The sequence below is a fragment of the Microbacterium bandirmense genome, from assembly GCF_037204185.1.
Taxonomy (GTDB): Bacteria; Actinomycetota; Actinomycetes; order Actinomycetales; family Microbacteriaceae; genus Microbacterium; species Microbacterium bandirmense.
In genome coordinates this window covers 1-16,862 of the sequence record NZ_JBBDGM010000012.1, presented here as the reverse complement: position 1 = coordinate 16,862, position 16,862 = coordinate 1, and the positions used below count along the sequence as shown (strand labels likewise).

Below are 16,862 nucleotides of genomic sequence, written 5' to 3'. Positions count from 1 at the left end.
AGGGCCGTCGGGAGTGATCCCGGCGGCCCTCGTCCGTGCGTTCGCACGTTCGTCCGCGCGTCAGAGACTTCCGTGGGCGTGCCACCAGGCCGCCGCCGCCGTGCGGGACGACACCTCGAGCTTCACGAAGATGTTCGACAGGTGCCGCGCGACGGTCTTCTCGCTCAGGTGCAGGTTTCGGGCGATCTGCCGGTTGGTGTCTCCTGCCGCGACGAGGCGCAGCACCTCGCCCTCCCTCGCACTCAACGGGCTGCTGCTCGTCCGGTCGCCGCGACCGAGCAGCTCCTCGGCCGCGGCGCGCTCGCCGTCATCGCCCAGCAGGTCGGCCAGCGTCAGATGGGCCTGCGCCGCCTCCCACGGGCATCCCACCCGGCGGAACGCCGCCGCCGCATCGCGCAGTGCCGTCTCGGCAGCATCCGACCCCTCGCGCGCGGCAAGGCGACCGCGCGCGAGCAGTGCGTGAGCGGATGCCGTCGCAGTGCCCATCGCGGTCGCAGCCTGCTCCATCGCGGTCACCGCGTCGGCCGCGTCCTTGGCGTCACCGGCGATCACGAGCACCTCCGCCACCGCGGGCAGCAGGCGCGCGCGGCGCGCGGCGGGTGCCCGCGATTCCAGCATCCGATGGGCGCTCGCGACCGCTTCGTCCTGATCACCGCTCGACAGCCGCACCAGCATCTCCTCGACGCGGGACACGTACCCGCGGCTCCGCGCGCGCTCCAGCGCGACCACGGCGGCGGGCAGGTCGCCGCGCCGCCGATGCACTTCGGCCAGCTCGGCGAAGGCCGCGCCGGCCGCTCGCGGCAGCTCCCCGGCGTCGTAGCGCCGGGCCGCGCTCTCGAGCTCTTCCGCCGCTTCGCTCAGGGCGCCGTGTGCGCACAGGATCTGACCGCGGTGCAGCGCGCACTGCCCGGTGAACGCCACCAGCTCGGGCTGCCCGTCGCACCAGGCGGTCAGCCCCCGCGTCCACTCGGCCATGCGGCGCAGCTCGCCGATCTCCTGGCACGCCTCGATGCACGAGCAGTACACGCGCCCCGCCTCGACGGGTGACAGCTCACCGGTGAGCACCCCGATCATGGCCTCGTCGAGCAGCGCGAGCCCGGCCGGAACGTCGCCGAACAGGATGCGGCAGCGTCCCAGCCCCATCAGCGATTTCGCACGCAGCTCGACGTCGCCGCTCCGCTCGGCGATCCGCAGCGCGCGCTCCGCGCGCTCGAGAGCCGCGTCGGGGCGCCTGGCCTGCAGGTCGGGCACGATGCCGCTGAACACCAGGTGTCCGGTGGCCGCATCATCCGGAGGAAGGCCGGTGGCCAGACGCTCGCCACGGCCGAGCCAGCCGCCGGCGACCGCCATCTCGCCGCGCAGCACGAGCGCGTCCACCAGGAACGCGGCGCAGCGCACGGCCCTGGCGACCTCGCCGTTCTGCTCGTACTGGCGGTACGCCTGCGACATCGTGTGGACGAAGTCGTCGTGCCGGCCCACCAGAAGTGCGGCCGTGCCGAGGTCGGCCAGGTCGGCGGCCGTGAGCGCATCGCCGGCGTGGGACAGCACCTGGTACGCGGTGAGCCACTCGTGGCGCTCGTAAGCGTCGCGAGCACGCTGCAGCGCCTCGACGATGTCCATCACCTCGACGATACGGCGCGCCTCGGTCAGGCGACAGGCTGTGTGCGAGCGGCGCTCCGCTCCGCGACGCGACGGGCGACGTACTCAGCATCGCGCCCGACGCCGGCGAACACCATGCTGCCGAAGCCGAACTGGAACGGCAGCCCGCAGAAGAACAGTCCCGGCACGTCCTCCGCCACCCCGCGGTACTCGCGGGGGTACCCGTCATCGCCGACGACCGGGATGTCGAGCCAGCTCAGGTCGAGGTGGTAGCCGGTCGCCCAGATGACGCTGCTGACGTCCACGACGGTGCCGTCGTCCAGCAGCGGGAGGCCGTCACGGGTCCCGACGAGGCGGCTGGCGGTGCGCACGACGCCGCGTGCGTCGAGATCGTCGCGGTGGACGCGGATCATCGGTCCTCCGCCATGACGGACATCGGGCATCATCCGCCGGCCGATCGGTGTGCGGCGGGTCAGCACGTGCCGCCAGGCGAACACCATGAGCGGCATCATGACGCGCGCCCTGCGCTGCTCGGGGCGGAACGGCAGCTGCCCGTGCACGCGGCCGCAGAGTGTGACGGCATGGGTCGCCGCCAGTTCATGGGCGATATCCGTGCCCGAGTGCCCCGCTCCGACGACGAGAACGCGCCCCGGCGGCAGAAGATCCGGCCGCCGGTAGCTGCTGGAGTGCAGCTGCACGATGTCGCCGCGCAGGTCGTCGGCCTCGGCCGGGACGGCGGGCGGGCCGAAGCGCCCGCTGGCCACCACCACGTTGTCGCATGTGGTGGCGCCGCCGTCGAGTTCGACGACGAAGCCCTCGTCGGTGCGGCCGACCCGCCGCACAGGAGTGTTCGTGCGCACCGGCAGCGCCTTCGTGACGGCGTAGTCCTCGAGGTAGTCGGCGACCTCATCACCCCGGGGGAACGACCACGGGTCACCCGGGAAGTCCATCCCCGGCAGCCCGTCGTACTTCGCCGGCGAGTACAGGGCCAGCGAGTCGTAGAGACCGCGCCACTGGTCGCCGATGCGCGCACGCGCCTCGAGGATCACGAACGGTCGGTCCCGCCGCTGCAGAGCGAATCCGGTGGACAGCCCGGCCTGCCCGCCGCCGATGATCACCGTCTCGATGTGCTCGGCCATGATGACCCCTCCTCGGTTCATCGCCGACGTGTTCCGTCGGTTCATCGCCGACCTGTTCCGTCGGCTGATTCCGACGCTACGAGCGGGACGTCCTGCGCGCATCGGAAGGATGCCCCATTCCGGATGCCCGTCGATGGGCAATCCGATGCAGGGCCGCACGCCGCCGCTGCGGGCGGCCGATCCGCACCGGATCGCCGGCCCGCGTGCGGCGGCTAGAATGGAGGGCATGCCCGAGCCCAGAGTCGCCAGCTTTCCGGCGATCCGCGGAGCGCTGAAGTTCTATCAGATCGCATCGATCATCACCGGCGTCATGCTGCTGCTGCTCTGCGCCGAGATGGTTCTGAAGTACACGCCGATCCGCCTCGAACTCTTCCTCGGAGGATCCGGCGGGTTCCTCTGGTTCGCCGACGTGGTCGAGGGCCCCGAGGGCCTCGAATCGACCGGCGACGGCATCAACCTGTCGCTGGGCATCCTGATCGTGCACGGCTGGTTCTACGTCGTGTACCTGTTCGCCTGCTTCCGCATGTGGAGCATGATGCGCTGGCCGTTCCTGCGCTTCATCATGCTCGCGCTCGGCGGCGTCATCCCGCTGCTGTCGTTCTTCATGGAGACGCGCGTCGCGCGCGATGTGAAGGCGTATCTCGCAGGGCGCGAAGCGGCAGCATCCGACGCTCCCGGCGACGCCGTCACCGATACCGACTCCCAGATCTCCACCACCACGGAAGGCACCCGGTGACCGAGCAGACCGAGACCCAGCAGCGCCCGGCGCTCGTCGTCGACTTCGGAGCGCAGTACGCGCAGTTGATCGCCCGTCGCGTGCGCGAGGCCGGCGTCTACAGTGAGATCGTGCCGCACACCGCCACGGCGGAGGAGATCGCCGCGAAGAACCCGGTCGCCCTCATCCTCTCCGGCGGGCCCTCCTCGGTGTACGAGGACGGCGCCCCGAAGCTCGACCCGGCCGTGTTCGAGCTCGGCGTGCCGACGCTGGGCATCTGCTACGGGTTCCAGTACATGGCGCAGACCCTCGGCGGCGAAGTCGCCCACACCGGGTTGCGCGAGTACGGCGCGACCGACGCGCACATCCCCGCGAACGACAGCACGCTGCTGGCCGGCCAGCCCGCCGAACAGAACGTGTGGATGAGCCACGGCGACCAGGTCGCGCGCGCTCCCGAGGGCTTCGAGGTGCTCGCCACCACCGACGCGACCAAGGTCGCGGCCTTCGCCGATGAGCAGCGCCGCCTGTACGGCGTGCAGTGGCACCCCGAGGTCAAGCACTCCGACCACGGTCAGGCGATCATCGAGAACTTCCTGCACAAGGGTGCGGGGCTGCCCGCCGACTGGAACAGCGACAACGTCATCGCTGAGCAGGTCGAGCGCATCCGCGAACAGGTCGGCGATGCCCGAGTCATCTCGGCACTGTCGGGCGGCGTCGACTCGGCCGTCTCCACCGCTCTGGTGCACAAGGCGATCGGCGACCAGCTCACCGCGGTCTTCGTCGACCACGGACTGCTGCGCAAGGGCGAGCGCGAGCAGGTCGAGAAGGACTACGTCGAGTCCACCGGTGTGCGTCTGATCACGGTCGACGCTGTCGACACCTTCCTCGGCCACCTCGCCGGGGTGACCGACCCCGAGACCAAGCGCAAGATCATCGGCCGCGAGTTCATCCGCGCGTTCGAGCAGGTGCAGCGCGATCTCGTCGAAGAGGCCAAGGCCACTGGCGGTGCGCCGGTGAAGTTCCTGGTGCAGGGCACCCTCTACCCCGACGTCGTCGAGTCGGGCGGGGGAGCGGGCACCGCGAACATCAAGTCGCACCACAACGTGGGCGGTCTGCCCGACGACCTCGACTTCGAGCTCGTCGAGCCGCTGCGCGCCCTGTTCAAGGACGAGGTCCGTGCGATCGGCCGTGAACTCGGCATCCCCGAGGCGATCGTGGGACGCCAGCCCTTCCCGGGCCCCGGCCTCGGCATCCGCATCATCGGCGAGGTGACCCGCGAGCGCCTCGAGATCCTGCGCGAGGCCGACGCGATCGCTCGCGAGGAGCTGACGAAGGCCGGCCTCGACCAGACCATCTGGCAGTGCCCCGTCGTGTTGCTCGCCGACGTGCGCTCGGTGGGCGTGCAGGGCGATGGCCGCACCTACGGGCATCCGATCGTGCTGCGTCCGGTCTCGTCGGAAGATGCGATGACCGCCGACTGGACCCGCCTGCCCTACGACGTGCTCTCAAAGATCTCGAACCGCATCACCAACGAGGTGCGCGAGGTCAACCGCGTGGTGCTCGACGTGACGTCGAAGCCGCCGGCCACCATCGAGTGGGAGTGACCTGCGCGGCTCGCTGAGAGTTTTTCTCCGACGATGTCGATCTCGGTCTTTCCCGTTCGACGTCTTCAGTGAGAGGGTCGAACGACGGCCCCGCACACAAGGAGAAGACACCATGAAGTTCATGCTGATCATGCGCGCGACCGATGAGGCTGTGAAGGCATACGAGCAGATGCCCTTCGAGCAGGTCATCGAGGCGATGGGCAAGTACAACGAATCGATGATGAAGGCCGGCGTGCTGCTGGCGGGCGAGGGCCTGACCGATGCCGCCGAGGGATTCGTCGTCGACTTCAGCGCCGAGAAGCCGCTCGTCACCGACGGCCCCTACGGCGAGACGAAGGAGCTGTTCAACGGCTTCTGGATCATCGAGACCTCCACACGCGAGGAGGCCGCCGAGTGGGCGAGCCGCGCCCCGCTCGGCCCTGGCAGCTTCCTCGAAGTGCGCCGCGTGACCGAGATGGAGGACTTCCCCGCCGACAACGAGTGGATCCAGAAGGAAGAGGGCTGGCGCGAGGAGCAGGCCCAGCGCGCCGCGAAGGACTGACGTGAGCGACCCGAACGGCGTGGGCGACGGCGCGGAGGCCGCCGCCCGCGCCGTCGCGGCGATCTGGCGCATCGATTCGGCCAAGATCGTCGCGACGCTCACCCGCCTCACCGGCGACTTCGCGCTCGCCGAGGATCTCGCGCAGGATGCCCTCGCCGAGGCGCTGCAGCAGTGGCCGGATGCCGGTGTTCCGGCCAATCCGGCCGCGTGGCTGACTGCCGTCGCCAAGCGCCGCGCCATCGATGGCTGGCGGCGCCGGGAGCGGTACGACGAGCGCATCGCGACGCTCGCGCATGATCTCGAGCGGGAGCAGGAGGAGGCGTCGGATGCTGCGCCGTGGGATCCGGATGCCATCGACGACGACCTGCTGCGACTGATCTTCATCGCCTGTCACCCGGTGCTCTCCCGCGAGGCGCAGGTCGCACTGACCCTGCGGGTGGTGGGCGGCCTGACCTCCGAGCAGATCGGCCGGGCGTTCCTCGTTCCGGTCGCGACCGTGCAGCAGCGCATCGTGCGCGCGAAGAAGACTCTGGGCGCGGCGCACGTGCCCTTCGAGCTGCCGCCGCGCGAGGAGCAGCCGGCGCGGCTGGCCGCGGTGCTCGGTGTGCTGTACCTGATCTTCAACGAGGCGCACACGGCGAGTTCGGGGGAGGATTGGCTGCGTCCCGACCTGGGGCGCGAGGCCGCCCGGCTGACCCGGATCGTCGCCGGGCTCCTGCCGCGCGAGCCCGAGGTGCACGGTCTGCTCGCCCTGATGGAGCTCACAGCCGCGCGCTTCCCCGCGCGCACCGACGCGAACGGTGATCCGGTGCTGCTCGCCGAGCAGGACCGCACCCGCTGGGACCGCAGCGCGATCGCCCGTGGCCGGGCTGCGCTCACCCGCGTGGATGCCCTGGGGCGGGGTCGCGGTGGCTATGCACTGCAGGCGTCCATCGCCGAGTGCCATGCCGTGGCGGCATCCGTCGACGACACCGACTGGGAGCGGATCGTGCTGCTCTACGAGGCGCTGGGGCAGCTCACTCCGTCACCGGTGATCGAGCTCAACCGGGCGGCCGCCGTCGCGATGGCCACCGGCCCGGCATCCGCTCTTCACATCATCGACCGCCTCGTCGAGGACGGCGCTCTGCGTGGCTACCACCTGCTCCCCGCCACGCGGGGTGAGCTGCTGCTGCGGCTGGGCCGCGACGCCGAGGCCAGAGACGAGTTCGCGGCCGCTGCCCGACTGTCGGGCAACGACCGCGAACGTGCTCTGCTGCAGCAGAAGGCGCGCAGCTGAGGGTCAGGTCCTGCTGCGGTCTCCGCGTCCGACGATGAGCCCGTAGATCAGGAGCACGACGATCGATCCGCCGATCGCGAGCAGCCACGTCTGCAGGCTCCAGAACTCCTCTAGCGGAGCGTTGAACAGGATGCTGCCGAGCCAGCCGCCCAGCAGGGCGCCGACGACGCCGAGCAGCAGCGTGACGATCCATCCGCCACCCTGCTTGCCGGGCAGGATCAGCTTCGCGATCGCGCCGGCGATGAGACGCAAAAAGAGCCGCCCTCCGAGGAGAGCGGCCCCTTTTCGCGGTGAACGATGTCAGTTGTCGCCGCGCAGGATCGCGATCATGCGCAGGATCTCGACGTACAGCCAGACGACCGTGACCATGATGCCGAAGCCGCCGAGCCAGCCGTACTTGCGTGGTGCGCCATTGCGCACGCCCTGCTGGATCTGGTCGAAGTCGAGCACCAGCGAGTACGCCGCCATGATCACGACGAGGACGCCGATGATCAGGCCGAGCGGGATGCCGGCGATGGTCGCGCTGTACATGCCGAACGCCTGCCCCTCGGGCAGCACACCGGTCCACATCAGGATGAGGTTCAGCACCGAGAACGCCAGGTACCCGAACATCGCGATCATGAAGATCTTGGTCGCCTTCTTCGATGCGCGGATCTTGCCGCTGGCGAAGAGAGCGAGGGTCACACCGACGACGGCCAGGGTGGCGAGCGTCGCCTGCATGACGATACCGGGCCAGATGATCTCGAAGAACGCCGAGATCCCGCCGACGAAGAGGCCCTCGAAGGCCGCGTACGCGAAGATCAGCGCGGGGCGCACCTTCTTGCGCGACGTGAACGTGATCACCATGGCGAGCACGAAGCCGCCCAGGGCGCCGACCATCCACGGCACGAGGTTCGCCTGGCCGGTGTTGTAGAAGCTCGATGCGGTCCATACCCAGCCGACGACCGCGGTGGCCAGCAGGATGGCGAACAGGCCGACCGTCTTCCAGATCGTGTCCTCGACCGTCATCCGGTCGGTCTCGATGGCGCCGGCGGGCGGTGCGGTGTACATGCCCTCCAGCTGCGCGTTGGTGGCCGCATCCACTGCGGCGTGCTGTGCCGTGGGCGGGGGCGGCGGCGCGTACTGCGTCTGCGCCCCGCCGCGGGCGTCCTGCTTCTGGAACGCGGGGTTGTTGAATGCAAAATTGCTCATGGGGTGGCCTCTACTCCCGAGGGATCGGTCAACGCTTTCTCCTACGATACCGGCGTGATGCTATGTGTGCGTTGCTTTACGCTGAGAACGTGCCCAGGAGATCTCCGCTCGTCATCGGGCATCGCGGCGCCCCCGGCTACCGACCCGAGCACTCCCGCTCGTCGTACGAGCTCGCCTTCGCGATGGGGGTCGACGCCGTCGAGCCCGACATCGTCGCCAGCCGTGACGGGGTGCTCGTGCTGAGGCACGAGAACGAGATCTCCGGCACGACCGACGTCGCCGACCATCCGGAGTTCGAGGCTCGACGCACCACGAAGAAGATCGACGGGGTCTCGCTGACCGGCTGGTTCACCGAGGACTTCACCTGGGACGAGCTCGCCACGCTGCGCACCCGCGAGCGGCTGCCGAAGATCCGCCGCGCCAGCGCGACCTTCGACGATGCCCAGCCGATCCTGCGCCTCACCGATCTGCTCGACATGGTGCGTTGCGCGTCGGTCGAGCACGGCCGCGAGATCGGCGTGGTGCTCGAGGTCAAGCACGCCACTTACTTCGAGCGCATCGGACTCGACCTGGTGCCGCTCATCGAGCGCGACCTGCGTGCATCGGGCTGGGCCGACGGCGAGCTGCCGCTGATCGTCGAGGCGTTCGAGTCGACGGTGCTGACCCGCCTGAAGAGCACCGGCATCGCCGCATCCTTCGTCTATCTCATCGAGGCGACCGGCAGGCCGTTCGACCTCGTCACCGCACTGGGCAAGGCGGCACCGACCTACGCCGCGGCGGTCGCGCCGCGCGGACTCGACCGGCTGGCCGGCACGGTGGACGGCATCAGCGTGAACAAGCGGATGCTGCTGGCATCCGACACCACCCTCGTCGCCGACGCGCACGCGCGCGGCCTGCGCGTGTTCACCTGGACATGCCGTCCGGAGAATGCGTTCCTGTCCGCGCCGTTCCGCGCCGGTGGCGGCAAGGCCGCCTTCGGCGACTACGAGGCGGAGTGGGGCGCGATCGCGCGCACCGGCGTCGACGGCGTGTTCGTCGACCACCCCGACCTCGGCGTGGCGTTCTTCCGCTGATCCGACGACGACCCCGTCCAGGTCGCAATGGATGCCGCTGATCCGACGACGACCCGTCCAGGTCGCAATGGATGCCGCTCATCGCCCGGAATAGCGGCAACGAGTGCGACCTGGAGGCGCGGCTCGGCGGTCAGCGGGCGGCGGGCACGATCTCCTTGCCGAGCGGCATCAGCGAGATCGGCACCATCTTGAACGCCGCGATGCCCATCGGGATGCCGATGATCGTCAGGCACATCGCCACACCGGTCACGATGTGGCCGATCGCCAGCCACCACCCGGCCAGCACCACCCAGATGATGTTGCCCAGCATCGAGCCGATGCCCGAGGTCGACCGGTCGACGACGTCGCGCCCGAACGGCCAGAACGCGTAGTTCGCCAGACGGAACGAGGCGATCGCCCACGGGATCGTCACGATCGGGATGCACAGCAGGATGCCCGCGACGACGTAGCCGAGGAACATCGACCACCCGGCGAAGATGACCCAGATGATGTTGAGGATGGTGCGCATGCGCTGATTCTCGCACCCCCTGCCCTAGGCTTCGGGCATGAGTGGAATCGTCGCGCAGGGTGTCCGGCGCTCGTTCGGTCACGTGCACGCGGTCACCGACGCCTCGTTCCGTGCCGAAGCCGGTCGCGTCACCGGTCTTGTCGGCCCCAACGGCGCCGGCAAGACCACCCTGCTGCTGATGCTCGCGTCGCTGCTGGCGCCCGATGCCGGCAGCATCCGCATCGGCGATGTCGACCCGGTCGCCGACCCGGCATCGGCGCGGCGGATGCTGGGGTGGATGCCCGACGCGCTGGGCGCCTGGCCATCGCTGACCGCCCGCGAGAGCATCGTGACCACCGCGCGACTGCACGACATGCCGGCCGCGGATGCGGCTGCGCGCGCCGACGAGCTGCTGCGCGTCGTCGGGCTCGCCGAGCACGCATCCTCACCGGCGCGGGTGCTCTCCCGCGGACAGAAGCAGAAGCTGGGCCTCGCCCGCGCCCTCGTGCACGATCCGCAGGTGCTGCTGCTCGACGAGCCCGCGTCGGGCCTCGATCCCGAGGCACGCGTGCACCTGCGCGTGATGCTGCGCGCCCTTGCCGCGCAGGGCAAGACCGTGCTGATCTCGAGTCACGTGCTGTCGGAGCTCGAAGAGGTCATCGACGATGCCGTCTTCCTCGTCGCGGGCGCCGTCGCCGATCCCGGGCGGACGCCGTCGGCGCGCATGTACCGCGTGCGGCTGTCGGGGTCGGATGCTGCAGCATCCGTCGCCCACGCGCTGGGCGTGCCGGACGCAAGCGTCGGGCACGACCGCGGGGACGCGCTGGTTTCGTTCACGGACGACGACGCGGCGGTCGAGGGGCTGCGGCGCATGGTGACCGCAGGGCTGGCCGTGCTGGAGTTCTCGCCGGCACAGAGCTCGCTCGAGGAGTCGTTCCTCGCGCTGCGGCAGCCGGCGGCGCCGGCATCCGACTCACCGCCACAGCCCGCCCCGCCGGCGCCACCCGCCACACCCGCGCCACGCGCCACGCCCGCGCCACCCGCCACACCCGCGCCACGCGCCACGCCGCAGGAAGGAGCGGGCGCATGAGCCTCGCGCGCATCACCACGATCGCCCGACTCGAGCTGACGCAGCGTCTGCGCAGCGTCGGCTGGTACGTGCTGCTGGGGATCTTCGCCCTCCTGCTGATCGGCATCACGGCGCTGGCGTTCATGGTCTTCTCGTTCCAGGATCAGCCCAACGCCGGCGTCTACTCGATCGTCGTCAACTTCGTGCTGCTGCTGGTCGTGCTGGTCTCGCCCACGCTCAGCGGCAACGCCATCAACGGCGACCGCGATGCGGCCACGCTCGCACCCGTTCAGGTGACGGCCGCCACGACCGGCGACATCATGCTCGGCAAGCTGCTCGCAGCCGTCGCCACCGGATCGGCCTTCCTGCTGATCGCGGTGCCGTTCCTGCTGATCGGCATGCTCGGCGGCGGGGTGACCGCCGGCATGTTCTTCGTGTCGATTCTGGTGCTGCTCGCCGAGATCATCATCGTCGCCGCGATCGGCGTCGGCCTGAGCGGACTGATCGCCCGGCCGCTGTTCTCCATCGCCGCGACCTATCTGGCCGTCGCCGCACTGGTGATCGGCACGCTCATCGCGTTCGGTCTCGGGGGTGCGGCGATCCGCAGCGACGTGACGCACTACGAGCGGCCCTGGGATGAGACCACCGGCGAGCCGATCTGCGACAGCTGGCAGGAGTACACCTACGAGCAGCCGCGCTTCGACCTGGTGTGGGGGTTTCTGGCGGCCAACCCGTTCGTGGTGCTCGCCGATGCCACACCGACGGATTTCGTGGACGGACGCCCGAACGACCTGTTCGGCCAGATCAAGGTCGGCGTGCGCATGACTCAGCTGCCACCGGAAGCGGATCGCTGGGATGCCTGCGATCGCGGCTGGTACGCGGGACCGACCCCCGAGGAGCAGATCGAGGGGACGGTGCCGAGCTGGTTCGCCGGCCTGGGGCTGCAGGTGCTGATCGCCGGGGGCCTGTTCTCCGGCGCCTGGGCGCGGACGCGCACACCCGCACGGCACCTGCCGCCGGGCACGCGCATCGCCTGAGCGGCAGCGGCACCGGCTGCGGCAGCGTCAGGTGCGCTCTCGGCGCACGCGCCGCCCCGAGATCGTCTCGGTGGCGAGCCGGAGTGCGAGCGAGCGGTCGCCTCCGGCCCAGGGATGCTTGCGCGAGGCGCCGGGGATGCCCTCCACCGCGTCCGCGGTGATCTGGACCATCCGGCCGCTCAGCAGCACGCTCCATCCTGCGCCGGCGAGGTCGTCGTGGTGGTCCACCTCGAACGCGACCCGCTCGCGATGCGAGGGCAGCGTGCTGAGCACGCCGGTGGGCGAGGTGCGGATCACGATGTCGCGACCGTGCAGCAGAAAGTTGACCGGGATGATGAGGACCCGGTCGTCGTCGACGAATCCGACCCGTCCGACCGTCGTCGTCTCGAGCAGCTCGAGGCATTCCTGCTCATTCAGCTCTGTGACCATCTCCGGCTCCTGTTCTCCCGGGCCTTCGAGCGTACCCGGCGTCCGAGGCCCGCTCTAGACTCGTAACGACATGACCGAAGCACCTCTCATCGTTTCCGGATCCGCCGGTCCGGCCCAGGGCGAAGATCCGCTGCTGGCTGGGCTCAACCCCCAGCAGCTCGAAGCCGTCACCTATCGCGGCAGGGCACTGCTCATCGTCGCCGGCGCCGGATCGGGCAAGACGAGCGTGCTCACCCGGCGCATCGCGCTGCTGCTGCGTCAGCGCGAGGCGTGGCCGAGCCAGATCCTGGCGATCACGTTCACCAACAAGGCCGCGGGAGAGATGCGCGAGCGCGTCGCAGGGCTGGTCGGTGAGACGGCGCGCGGCATGTGGATCTCGACCTTCCACTCCGCGTGCGTGCGCATCCTGCGCCGCGAGGCCGAGCAGTTCGGGTTCACGAAGTCGTTCACCATCTACGATTCCGGCGACTCGCGGGCGCTGATCAAGCGGCTGGTGAAGGAGCACGAGGCAGACGCATTCGGTCTGACTCCCGCGGCGGTGCAGTCGCGCATCTCGAAGCTGAAGAACGAGCTGACCGACGCCGAGGGCCACGCACGCCAGGCCAACCTCAGCGATCCGGCCGAACGCAAGTTCGCCGACATCTTCGCCGATTACCAGCGCGCGCTGCAGAAGGCGAATGCCTTCGACTTCGACGACCTCATCGCCCAGACGGTGTTCCTGTTCCGGGCGTTCCCCCGTGTCGCCGACACCTATCGTCGGCGCTTCCGGCACATCCTCGTCGACGAGTATCAGGACACCAACCACGCCCAGTACGCGCTCATCCACGAGCTCACCCGCCCGCCGGCCGGTGAGGGTACCGCCCCCGATCCGTACGCCATGAACGGCATGATGATCTTCGAACCCGAGCTTTCTGCGGGTGCGGAACCGGACGAAGGGGGAGCAGAAGGCGCGTCGTTGACCGTCGTGGGCGACTCCGACCAGTCGATCTACGCGTTCCGGGGCGCCGACATCCGCAACATCACCGAGTTCGAGCGCGACTTCCCCGGCGCGAAGGTCGTGCTGCTCGAACAGAACTACCGATCGACGCAGAACATCCTCTCGGCGGCCAATGCCGTCATCGGCAACAACTTCGACCGCAAGGCCAAGAATCTGTGGAGCGATCGCGGTGCGGGCGAGAAGATCGTCGGATTCACCGGCTACTCGCAGCACGACGAGGCCCAGTTCGTCGCCGACGAGGTCGAGTCGCTGCGCCGGGCGGGTGTGCCGTACTCCGAGATGGCGGTGTTCTACCGCACCAACTCGCAGTCCCGCGCACTGGAGGAGATCTTCATCCGCGCGGCCGTGCCGTACAAGATCATGGGCGGCACCAAGTTCTACGAGCGCGCCGAGATCAAGGATGCGCTCGCGTATCTGATCTCGGTGGCCAATCCCGCCGATGAGATGGCGGTGCGGCGCATCCTCAACAAGCCCCGACGCGGCATCGGCGGCGTCACCGAGGCGCAGATCGCGCTGTTCGCCGAGCAGAACACCATCAGCTTCCGCGATGCGCTGCGCTCGCCGGCATCCCTCGGCGTGGGGCCGAAGATCCAGGCGGCGATCACGCGCCTCGACGAGGTGCTGAACGAGGCGACCGGCATCATGCTGCCACCCTCGGGGGAGGTGCCCCCTGCCACATCGGTCGCCGATGCGCTGACCGTGCTGCTCGACAAGAGCGGGTACTTCGAGTCGCTGCGCGCGAGTCGCGATCCGCAGGACGAGGCACGGCTCGAGAACCTCGACGAGTTCATCGCCGTGGCCCGCGACTTCGCGCGGAACAACCCGGACGGCACGATCGCGGACTTCCTCACCGAGGTCGCGCTCGTGTCGGATGCCGATGATCTCGACGACGAGTCGGGCACCGTCTCGCTGATGACCATGCACACCGCCAAGGGCCTCGAGTACGACGCGGTGTTCGTCACCGGTGTCGAGGAGGACCTCATCCCGCACCGGATCTCGGCGGGGGAGCCCGGCGGTCCGCAGGAGGAGCGGAGGCTGTTCTACGTCGGCATCACCCGAGCCCGCAAGCGCCTGCACCTGTCTCTCGCGATGACCCGTGCCCAGTTCGGCGAGGTGTCGGTCGCGATGCCCAGCCGGTTCCTGCAGGAGATCCCCGCCGATCTCGTCGACTGGCGGCAGTCGCCGGGCGATGTGAACTCGCGCGGCGGCACGCAGTCCAGGGCGCTCAACGCACGCCGGCCCGGCGGCTTCGGCGGTCGCGGGAACGATCCCTTCGCGGCGAAGGCGCTGCCCAAGGGCGGCGGGCTCAAGCCGCTCTCCACGGCGATGGACCGCTTCCCGAACAAGGTCACGGGCAAGGTGCGCGACAACGGCGACCTCGAGCTGAACGCCGGCGATCGCATCCGCCACGACGATTTCGGCGAGGGTCGCGTCGAGGCGGTCACGGGCGAGGGCGCCAAGCGCATCGCGCATGTGCGCTTCGACACCGCGGGTCAGAAGAAGCTGCTGATCAAGATCGCCCCGATCGCCAAGCTGTAGCGGTCGCTCGACGTTCCCGCGGACATGAGGGGAGTGGGCCGACCACGTGGGCGGTTAGGCTGGCAGATATGGCCCTCTTCTCCCGCCGTAAGAAGTCCGTCGACCAGCCCGCCGCCGCGCCGGAAGACCTCGCTGCCGACCAGCCGGAGGGGCCGGAGCAGGCGAATGCCGAGATGACCTCGGAACCGGCCCCGTCCGAGTCCGTGCCCGACGTCGGCATCTCGGTGCAGGCGTTCCGCGGTGTCGGCGCCGACGCCGGACCCGAGGTCGAGCTGACCGACGAATCCGCCGCGGCCAGGCCCGCAGCATCCGGCGAACGCACCGCGCCCACCTCCCCGTCCTCGGCCCGGATGCCCGGCCAGGAGCAGACCCCTCCGCGCCTGCCGCTGGCGGCTGCCGTGCCGCCGAAGCCGACGCAGACCGTCGACGGGATGAACGACAACGTGCTGCTGCGCGAAGCGCTGGCAGAGCTGGTGGAGGGCGCCACGAACGAGCAGCTGATCGGCGTCATGCGCCAGTCGCTGCAGGGCCACCTCTATCTGCGTGTGAGCGGCGACGCCCGTGAGCAGCTGAACGCCGGCAAGCCGCTGTCGGTCGGCGTCGTGCGTGACGGCGATCGCGCGTTCATGCTGGCTTACACGTCGGGCAAGGCGCTGCGCGACTCCGTGGAGGGCTCTGAGGATGCCGCCTCGACCTCGGCGATCGCCCAGCCGGTCACCGCGGTGTACAAGCAGGTCGTCACCGGTGAATTCGCGGGCATCATCCTCGACAACTCCTCCGCCCCGCATCGTGCCGTCTTCCCGACCGAGCTGCTGCAGAAGGCGCTCGAGCAGGGCGATGAGAACATGGCGATCAAGACGCTGCTGGCATCCCCGCGCGACGAGCAGACGCCGGTGAAGGTCGCCGAGGCGCTGGCCAAGACCCGCAGCTGGGTGGCCGTGAACGATGGCGCCAACGGCCAGCCGGTCGGCATCGCCGAGGTGCACACGCCAGAGGGAGCGCGCTTCCTGCAGGTCTTCTCGCACCCGCTCGAGGTGGTGGCACTCGGCCGCAACGACCGGCCGATGCCGTTCCAGCCCGAGCAGCTGGCCAAGGTGCTCAGCGACCACTCCGAGATCGCGGGTGTGATCGTCGACATCGGCGGACCGTCGCTGGCCGTCGGGCGTGATTCGCTGAGCGCGGTGCTGGTGCTGGCGATCGACATCGACGGCGACTGAATCCTGGTGCGCGGTCGGCCACACCGGCGACAGTCTGCTCATCGCGCGCGCATTCGGGCATCCCGAGGCCACGTCGTCGGTGATGACCTCGCTCGACGTGCACGGCGGCACCTGGCGGGTGAGCGATGCGGCCGGCGAGCACACACTCACGCTTGACTGGCCCGGCGGCGAAGTGACCGAGCGTTCGCAGATCCGGCGCGAGGTGGTCACGATCTACCGGGCTGCGTGCAAGATGCTCGGCGTTTCCCCGCGCGAGGAGCATGCGCCGGCCCCTGCTCACCCACACCCGGGTCTGGCGGCGGCGCACGCGCATCCGGGGGCCCATGAGGTGCCGGCGGGGGAGGGGTTCGCCCACCGCCTGCGCACGGCGACCTGGGGCGACCACGGCGACAGCGAGGGTGCGAGCTTCATGGCCGACCTCATGCGCGGCAAAGGCTCGCTCGACGACTACACTGCTGCCCGATGACCCGGCCCTGCTGCCCAGGGTCGCCTTCCTCTACGTGCGCGGCACCGCGGGCATCTACTACCTCTTCGGCGAAGGCAGCGGTGCCGACTCGCTCATCAGCTCGGTGGGGGCGATCGACGTCGCCACCGAGATCGGCTGGCAGGGCGAGCGTCCGATGACTCCCGAGGCGCTCATCGAGATCGACCCCGATGTGATCCTGGTCATGACGAAGGGGCTCGAGAGCGCCGGTGGCATCGACGGCCTGCTGGAAGCGCAGCCGAGCATCGCCCTCACCGCCGCCGGTGAGAACCGCCGCATCGTCGATGCCCCCGACACCGAGATCTTCGCCGGTGGCACCCGCATCCCCGACATCATGGACGGGCTGGCCCGCGCGCTGTACGCGCCGGACTCGCTGCCCCCGTCGACGAACTGACACGACGCACCTCCCGAGACGGTCCGACACACGGGCCTGTCGCGATGCGACGCGAGCGCTTAGGGTCGATT

General features: G+C 69.7%; 16 protein-coding genes and 1 pseudogene. 11 read left to right on the top strand and 6 right to left on the bottom strand.

Annotated elements, in window-relative coordinates:
- Positions 1–60: 60 nt before the first annotated feature.
- Both WDU99_RS13265 and WDU99_RS13260 read right to left on the bottom strand, forming a co-directional pair.
- Entirely contained in the window at positions 61–1,620 is a 1,560-nt protein-coding gene (locus WDU99_RS13265) for a LuxR C-terminal-related transcriptional regulator (protein ID WP_337332933.1), read from the bottom strand.
- Positions 1,621–1,646: 26 nt separating this feature from the next.
- Positions 1,647–2,738 carry a flavin-containing monooxygenase gene (locus tag WDU99_RS13260; protein WP_337332932.1) on the bottom strand — a complete coding sequence of 364 codons (1,092 nt, stop codon included), beginning with the start codon at positions 2,736–2,738 and terminating at the stop codon, positions 1,647–1,649.
- A gap of 226 nt (positions 2,739–2,964) precedes the next feature.
- Between WDU99_RS13260 and WDU99_RS13255 the strand changes: the two genes are divergently transcribed.
- The 4 genes from WDU99_RS13255 to WDU99_RS13240 all read left to right on the top strand — a co-directional run bounded on the left by WDU99_RS13255 (position 2,965) and on the right by WDU99_RS13240 (position 6,874).
- Entirely contained in the window at positions 2,965–3,474 is a 510-nt protein-coding gene (locus WDU99_RS13255; protein WP_337333002.1) for a DUF3817 domain-containing protein, read from the top strand.
- Complete coding sequence (guaA, locus tag WDU99_RS13250; protein ID WP_337332931.1) at positions 3,471–5,057, top strand: glutamine-hydrolyzing GMP synthase; 1,587 nt, start codon at positions 3,471–3,473, stop codon at positions 5,055–5,057. The genes WDU99_RS13255 and guaA overlap by 4 nt, the downstream gene beginning before the upstream one ends.
- Positions 5,058–5,169: 112 nt before the next feature.
- Positions 5,170–5,598 carry a YciI family protein gene (locus WDU99_RS13245; protein WP_337332930.1) on the top strand — a complete coding sequence of 143 codons (429 nt, stop codon included), beginning with the start codon at positions 5,170–5,172 and terminating at the stop codon, positions 5,596–5,598.
- A 1-nt stretch (position 5,599) separates the two neighbouring features.
- A complete protein-coding gene (locus WDU99_RS13240; protein ID WP_337332929.1) occupies positions 5,600–6,874 on the top strand; it encodes an RNA polymerase sigma factor in 1,275 nt (424 codons plus the stop codon).
- Between the two features lie 3 nt (positions 6,875–6,877).
- Here WDU99_RS13240 and WDU99_RS13235 read toward each other — a convergent pair whose 3' ends face one another.
- Both WDU99_RS13235 and WDU99_RS13230 read right to left on the bottom strand, forming a co-directional pair.
- On the bottom strand, positions 6,878–7,126 hold the full coding sequence (locus WDU99_RS13235; protein ID WP_337332928.1) for a GlsB/YeaQ/YmgE family stress response membrane protein: 249 nt from the start codon (positions 7,124–7,126) through the stop codon (positions 6,878–6,880).
- Positions 7,127–7,174: 48 nt separating this feature from the next.
- Positions 7,175–8,065 carry a Bax inhibitor-1/YccA family protein gene (locus tag WDU99_RS13230; RefSeq protein ID WP_337332927.1) on the bottom strand — a complete coding sequence of 297 codons (891 nt, stop codon included), beginning with the start codon at positions 8,063–8,065 and terminating at the stop codon, positions 7,175–7,177.
- Between the two features lie 89 nt (positions 8,066–8,154).
- Between WDU99_RS13230 and WDU99_RS13225 the strand changes: the two genes are divergently transcribed.
- Positions 8,155–9,138, top strand: a complete 984-nt coding sequence (locus tag WDU99_RS13225; protein WP_337332926.1) for a glycerophosphodiester phosphodiesterase family protein — start codon at positions 8,155–8,157, stop codon at positions 9,136–9,138.
- 130 nt (positions 9,139–9,268) lie between these two features.
- Here WDU99_RS13225 and WDU99_RS13220 read toward each other — a convergent pair whose 3' ends face one another.
- Positions 9,269–9,646: a YccF domain-containing protein gene (locus WDU99_RS13220; protein WP_337332925.1), complete on the bottom strand. Its 378-nt coding sequence runs from the start codon at positions 9,644–9,646 to the stop codon at positions 9,269–9,271.
- A 37-nt stretch (positions 9,647–9,683) separates the two neighbouring features.
- Here WDU99_RS13220 and WDU99_RS13215 point away from each other — a divergent pair, with 37 nt between their 5' ends.
- Positions 9,684–10,715, top strand: coding sequence for an ABC transporter ATP-binding protein (locus WDU99_RS13215; protein ID WP_337332924.1), 1,032 nt, complete (start codon positions 9,684–9,686; stop codon positions 10,713–10,715).
- Positions 10,712–11,731, top strand: coding sequence for an ABC transporter permease (locus WDU99_RS13210; RefSeq protein WP_337332923.1), 1,020 nt, complete (start codon positions 10,712–10,714; stop codon positions 11,729–11,731). Before WDU99_RS13215 ends, WDU99_RS13210 begins: the two co-directional genes overlap by 4 nt.
- A gap of 27 nt (positions 11,732–11,758) precedes the next feature.
- Here WDU99_RS13210 and WDU99_RS13205 read toward each other — a convergent pair whose 3' ends face one another.
- Entirely contained in the window at positions 11,759–12,160 is a 402-nt protein-coding gene (locus WDU99_RS13205; protein WP_337332922.1) for a pyridoxamine 5'-phosphate oxidase family protein, read from the bottom strand.
- A gap of 70 nt (positions 12,161–12,230) precedes the next feature.
- Between WDU99_RS13205 and WDU99_RS13200 the strand changes: the two genes are divergently transcribed.
- From WDU99_RS13200 to WDU99_RS13185, 4 genes and pseudogenes are all read left to right on the top strand, one after another.
- Positions 12,231–14,696 (top strand): ATP-dependent helicase, encoded by a 2,466-nt coding sequence (locus WDU99_RS13200; RefSeq protein WP_337332921.1) that lies wholly within the window; start codon positions 12,231–12,233, stop codon positions 14,694–14,696.
- Between the two features lie 68 nt (positions 14,697–14,764).
- Positions 14,765–15,913, top strand: coding sequence for an SseB family protein (locus WDU99_RS13195; protein WP_337332920.1), 1,149 nt, complete (start codon positions 14,765–14,767; stop codon positions 15,911–15,913).
- A gap of 31 nt (positions 15,914–15,944) precedes the next feature.
- A pseudogene (locus tag WDU99_RS13190) lies at positions 15,945–16,379 on the top strand (DUF2470 domain-containing protein); the annotation flags it as partial.
- Positions 16,312–16,791, top strand: a complete 480-nt coding sequence (locus tag WDU99_RS13185; protein WP_337332919.1) for an ABC transporter substrate-binding protein — start codon at positions 16,312–16,314, stop codon at positions 16,789–16,791. The pseudogene WDU99_RS13190 and the gene WDU99_RS13185, both read left to right, overlap by 68 nt.
- Positions 16,792–16,862: the final 71 nt, after the last annotated feature.

Excerpts from the sequence above, each read along its gene's own strand:
- WDU99_RS13230 (WP_337332927.1), bottom strand. The coding sequence starts at position 8,065 with ATGAGCAATTTTGCATTCAACAACCCCGCGTTCCAGAAGCAGGACGCC.
- WDU99_RS13200 (WP_337332921.1), top strand. The coding sequence starts at position 12,231 with ATGACCGAAGCACCTCTCATCGTTTCCGGATCCGCCGGTCCGGCCCAG.
- WDU99_RS13210 (WP_337332923.1), top strand. The coding sequence starts at position 10,712 with ATGAGCCTCGCGCGCATCACCACGATCGCCCGACTCGAGCTGACGCAG.
- WDU99_RS13255 (WP_337333002.1), top strand. The coding sequence starts at position 2,965 with ATGCCCGAGCCCAGAGTCGCCAGCTTTCCGGCGATCCGCGGAGCGCTG.
- WDU99_RS13260 (WP_337332932.1), bottom strand. The coding sequence starts at position 2,738 with ATGGCCGAGCACATCGAGACGGTGATCATCGGCGGCGGGCAGGCCGGG.
- WDU99_RS13215 (WP_337332924.1), top strand. The coding sequence starts at position 9,684 with ATGAGTGGAATCGTCGCGCAGGGTGTCCGGCGCTCGTTCGGTCACGTG.
- WDU99_RS13205 (WP_337332922.1), bottom strand. The coding sequence starts at position 12,160 with ATGGTCACAGAGCTGAATGAGCAGGAATGCCTCGAGCTGCTCGAGACG.
- WDU99_RS13195 (WP_337332920.1), top strand. The coding sequence starts at position 14,765 with ATGGCCCTCTTCTCCCGCCGTAAGAAGTCCGTCGACCAGCCCGCCGCC.
- WDU99_RS13220 (WP_337332925.1), bottom strand. The coding sequence starts at position 9,646 with ATGCGCACCATCCTCAACATCATCTGGGTCATCTTCGCCGGGTGGTCG.
- WDU99_RS13265 (WP_337332933.1), bottom strand. The coding sequence starts at position 1,620 with ATGGACATCGTCGAGGCGCTGCAGCGTGCTCGCGACGCTTACGAGCGC.
- WDU99_RS13245 (WP_337332930.1), top strand. The coding sequence starts at position 5,170 with ATGAAGTTCATGCTGATCATGCGCGCGACCGATGAGGCTGTGAAGGCA.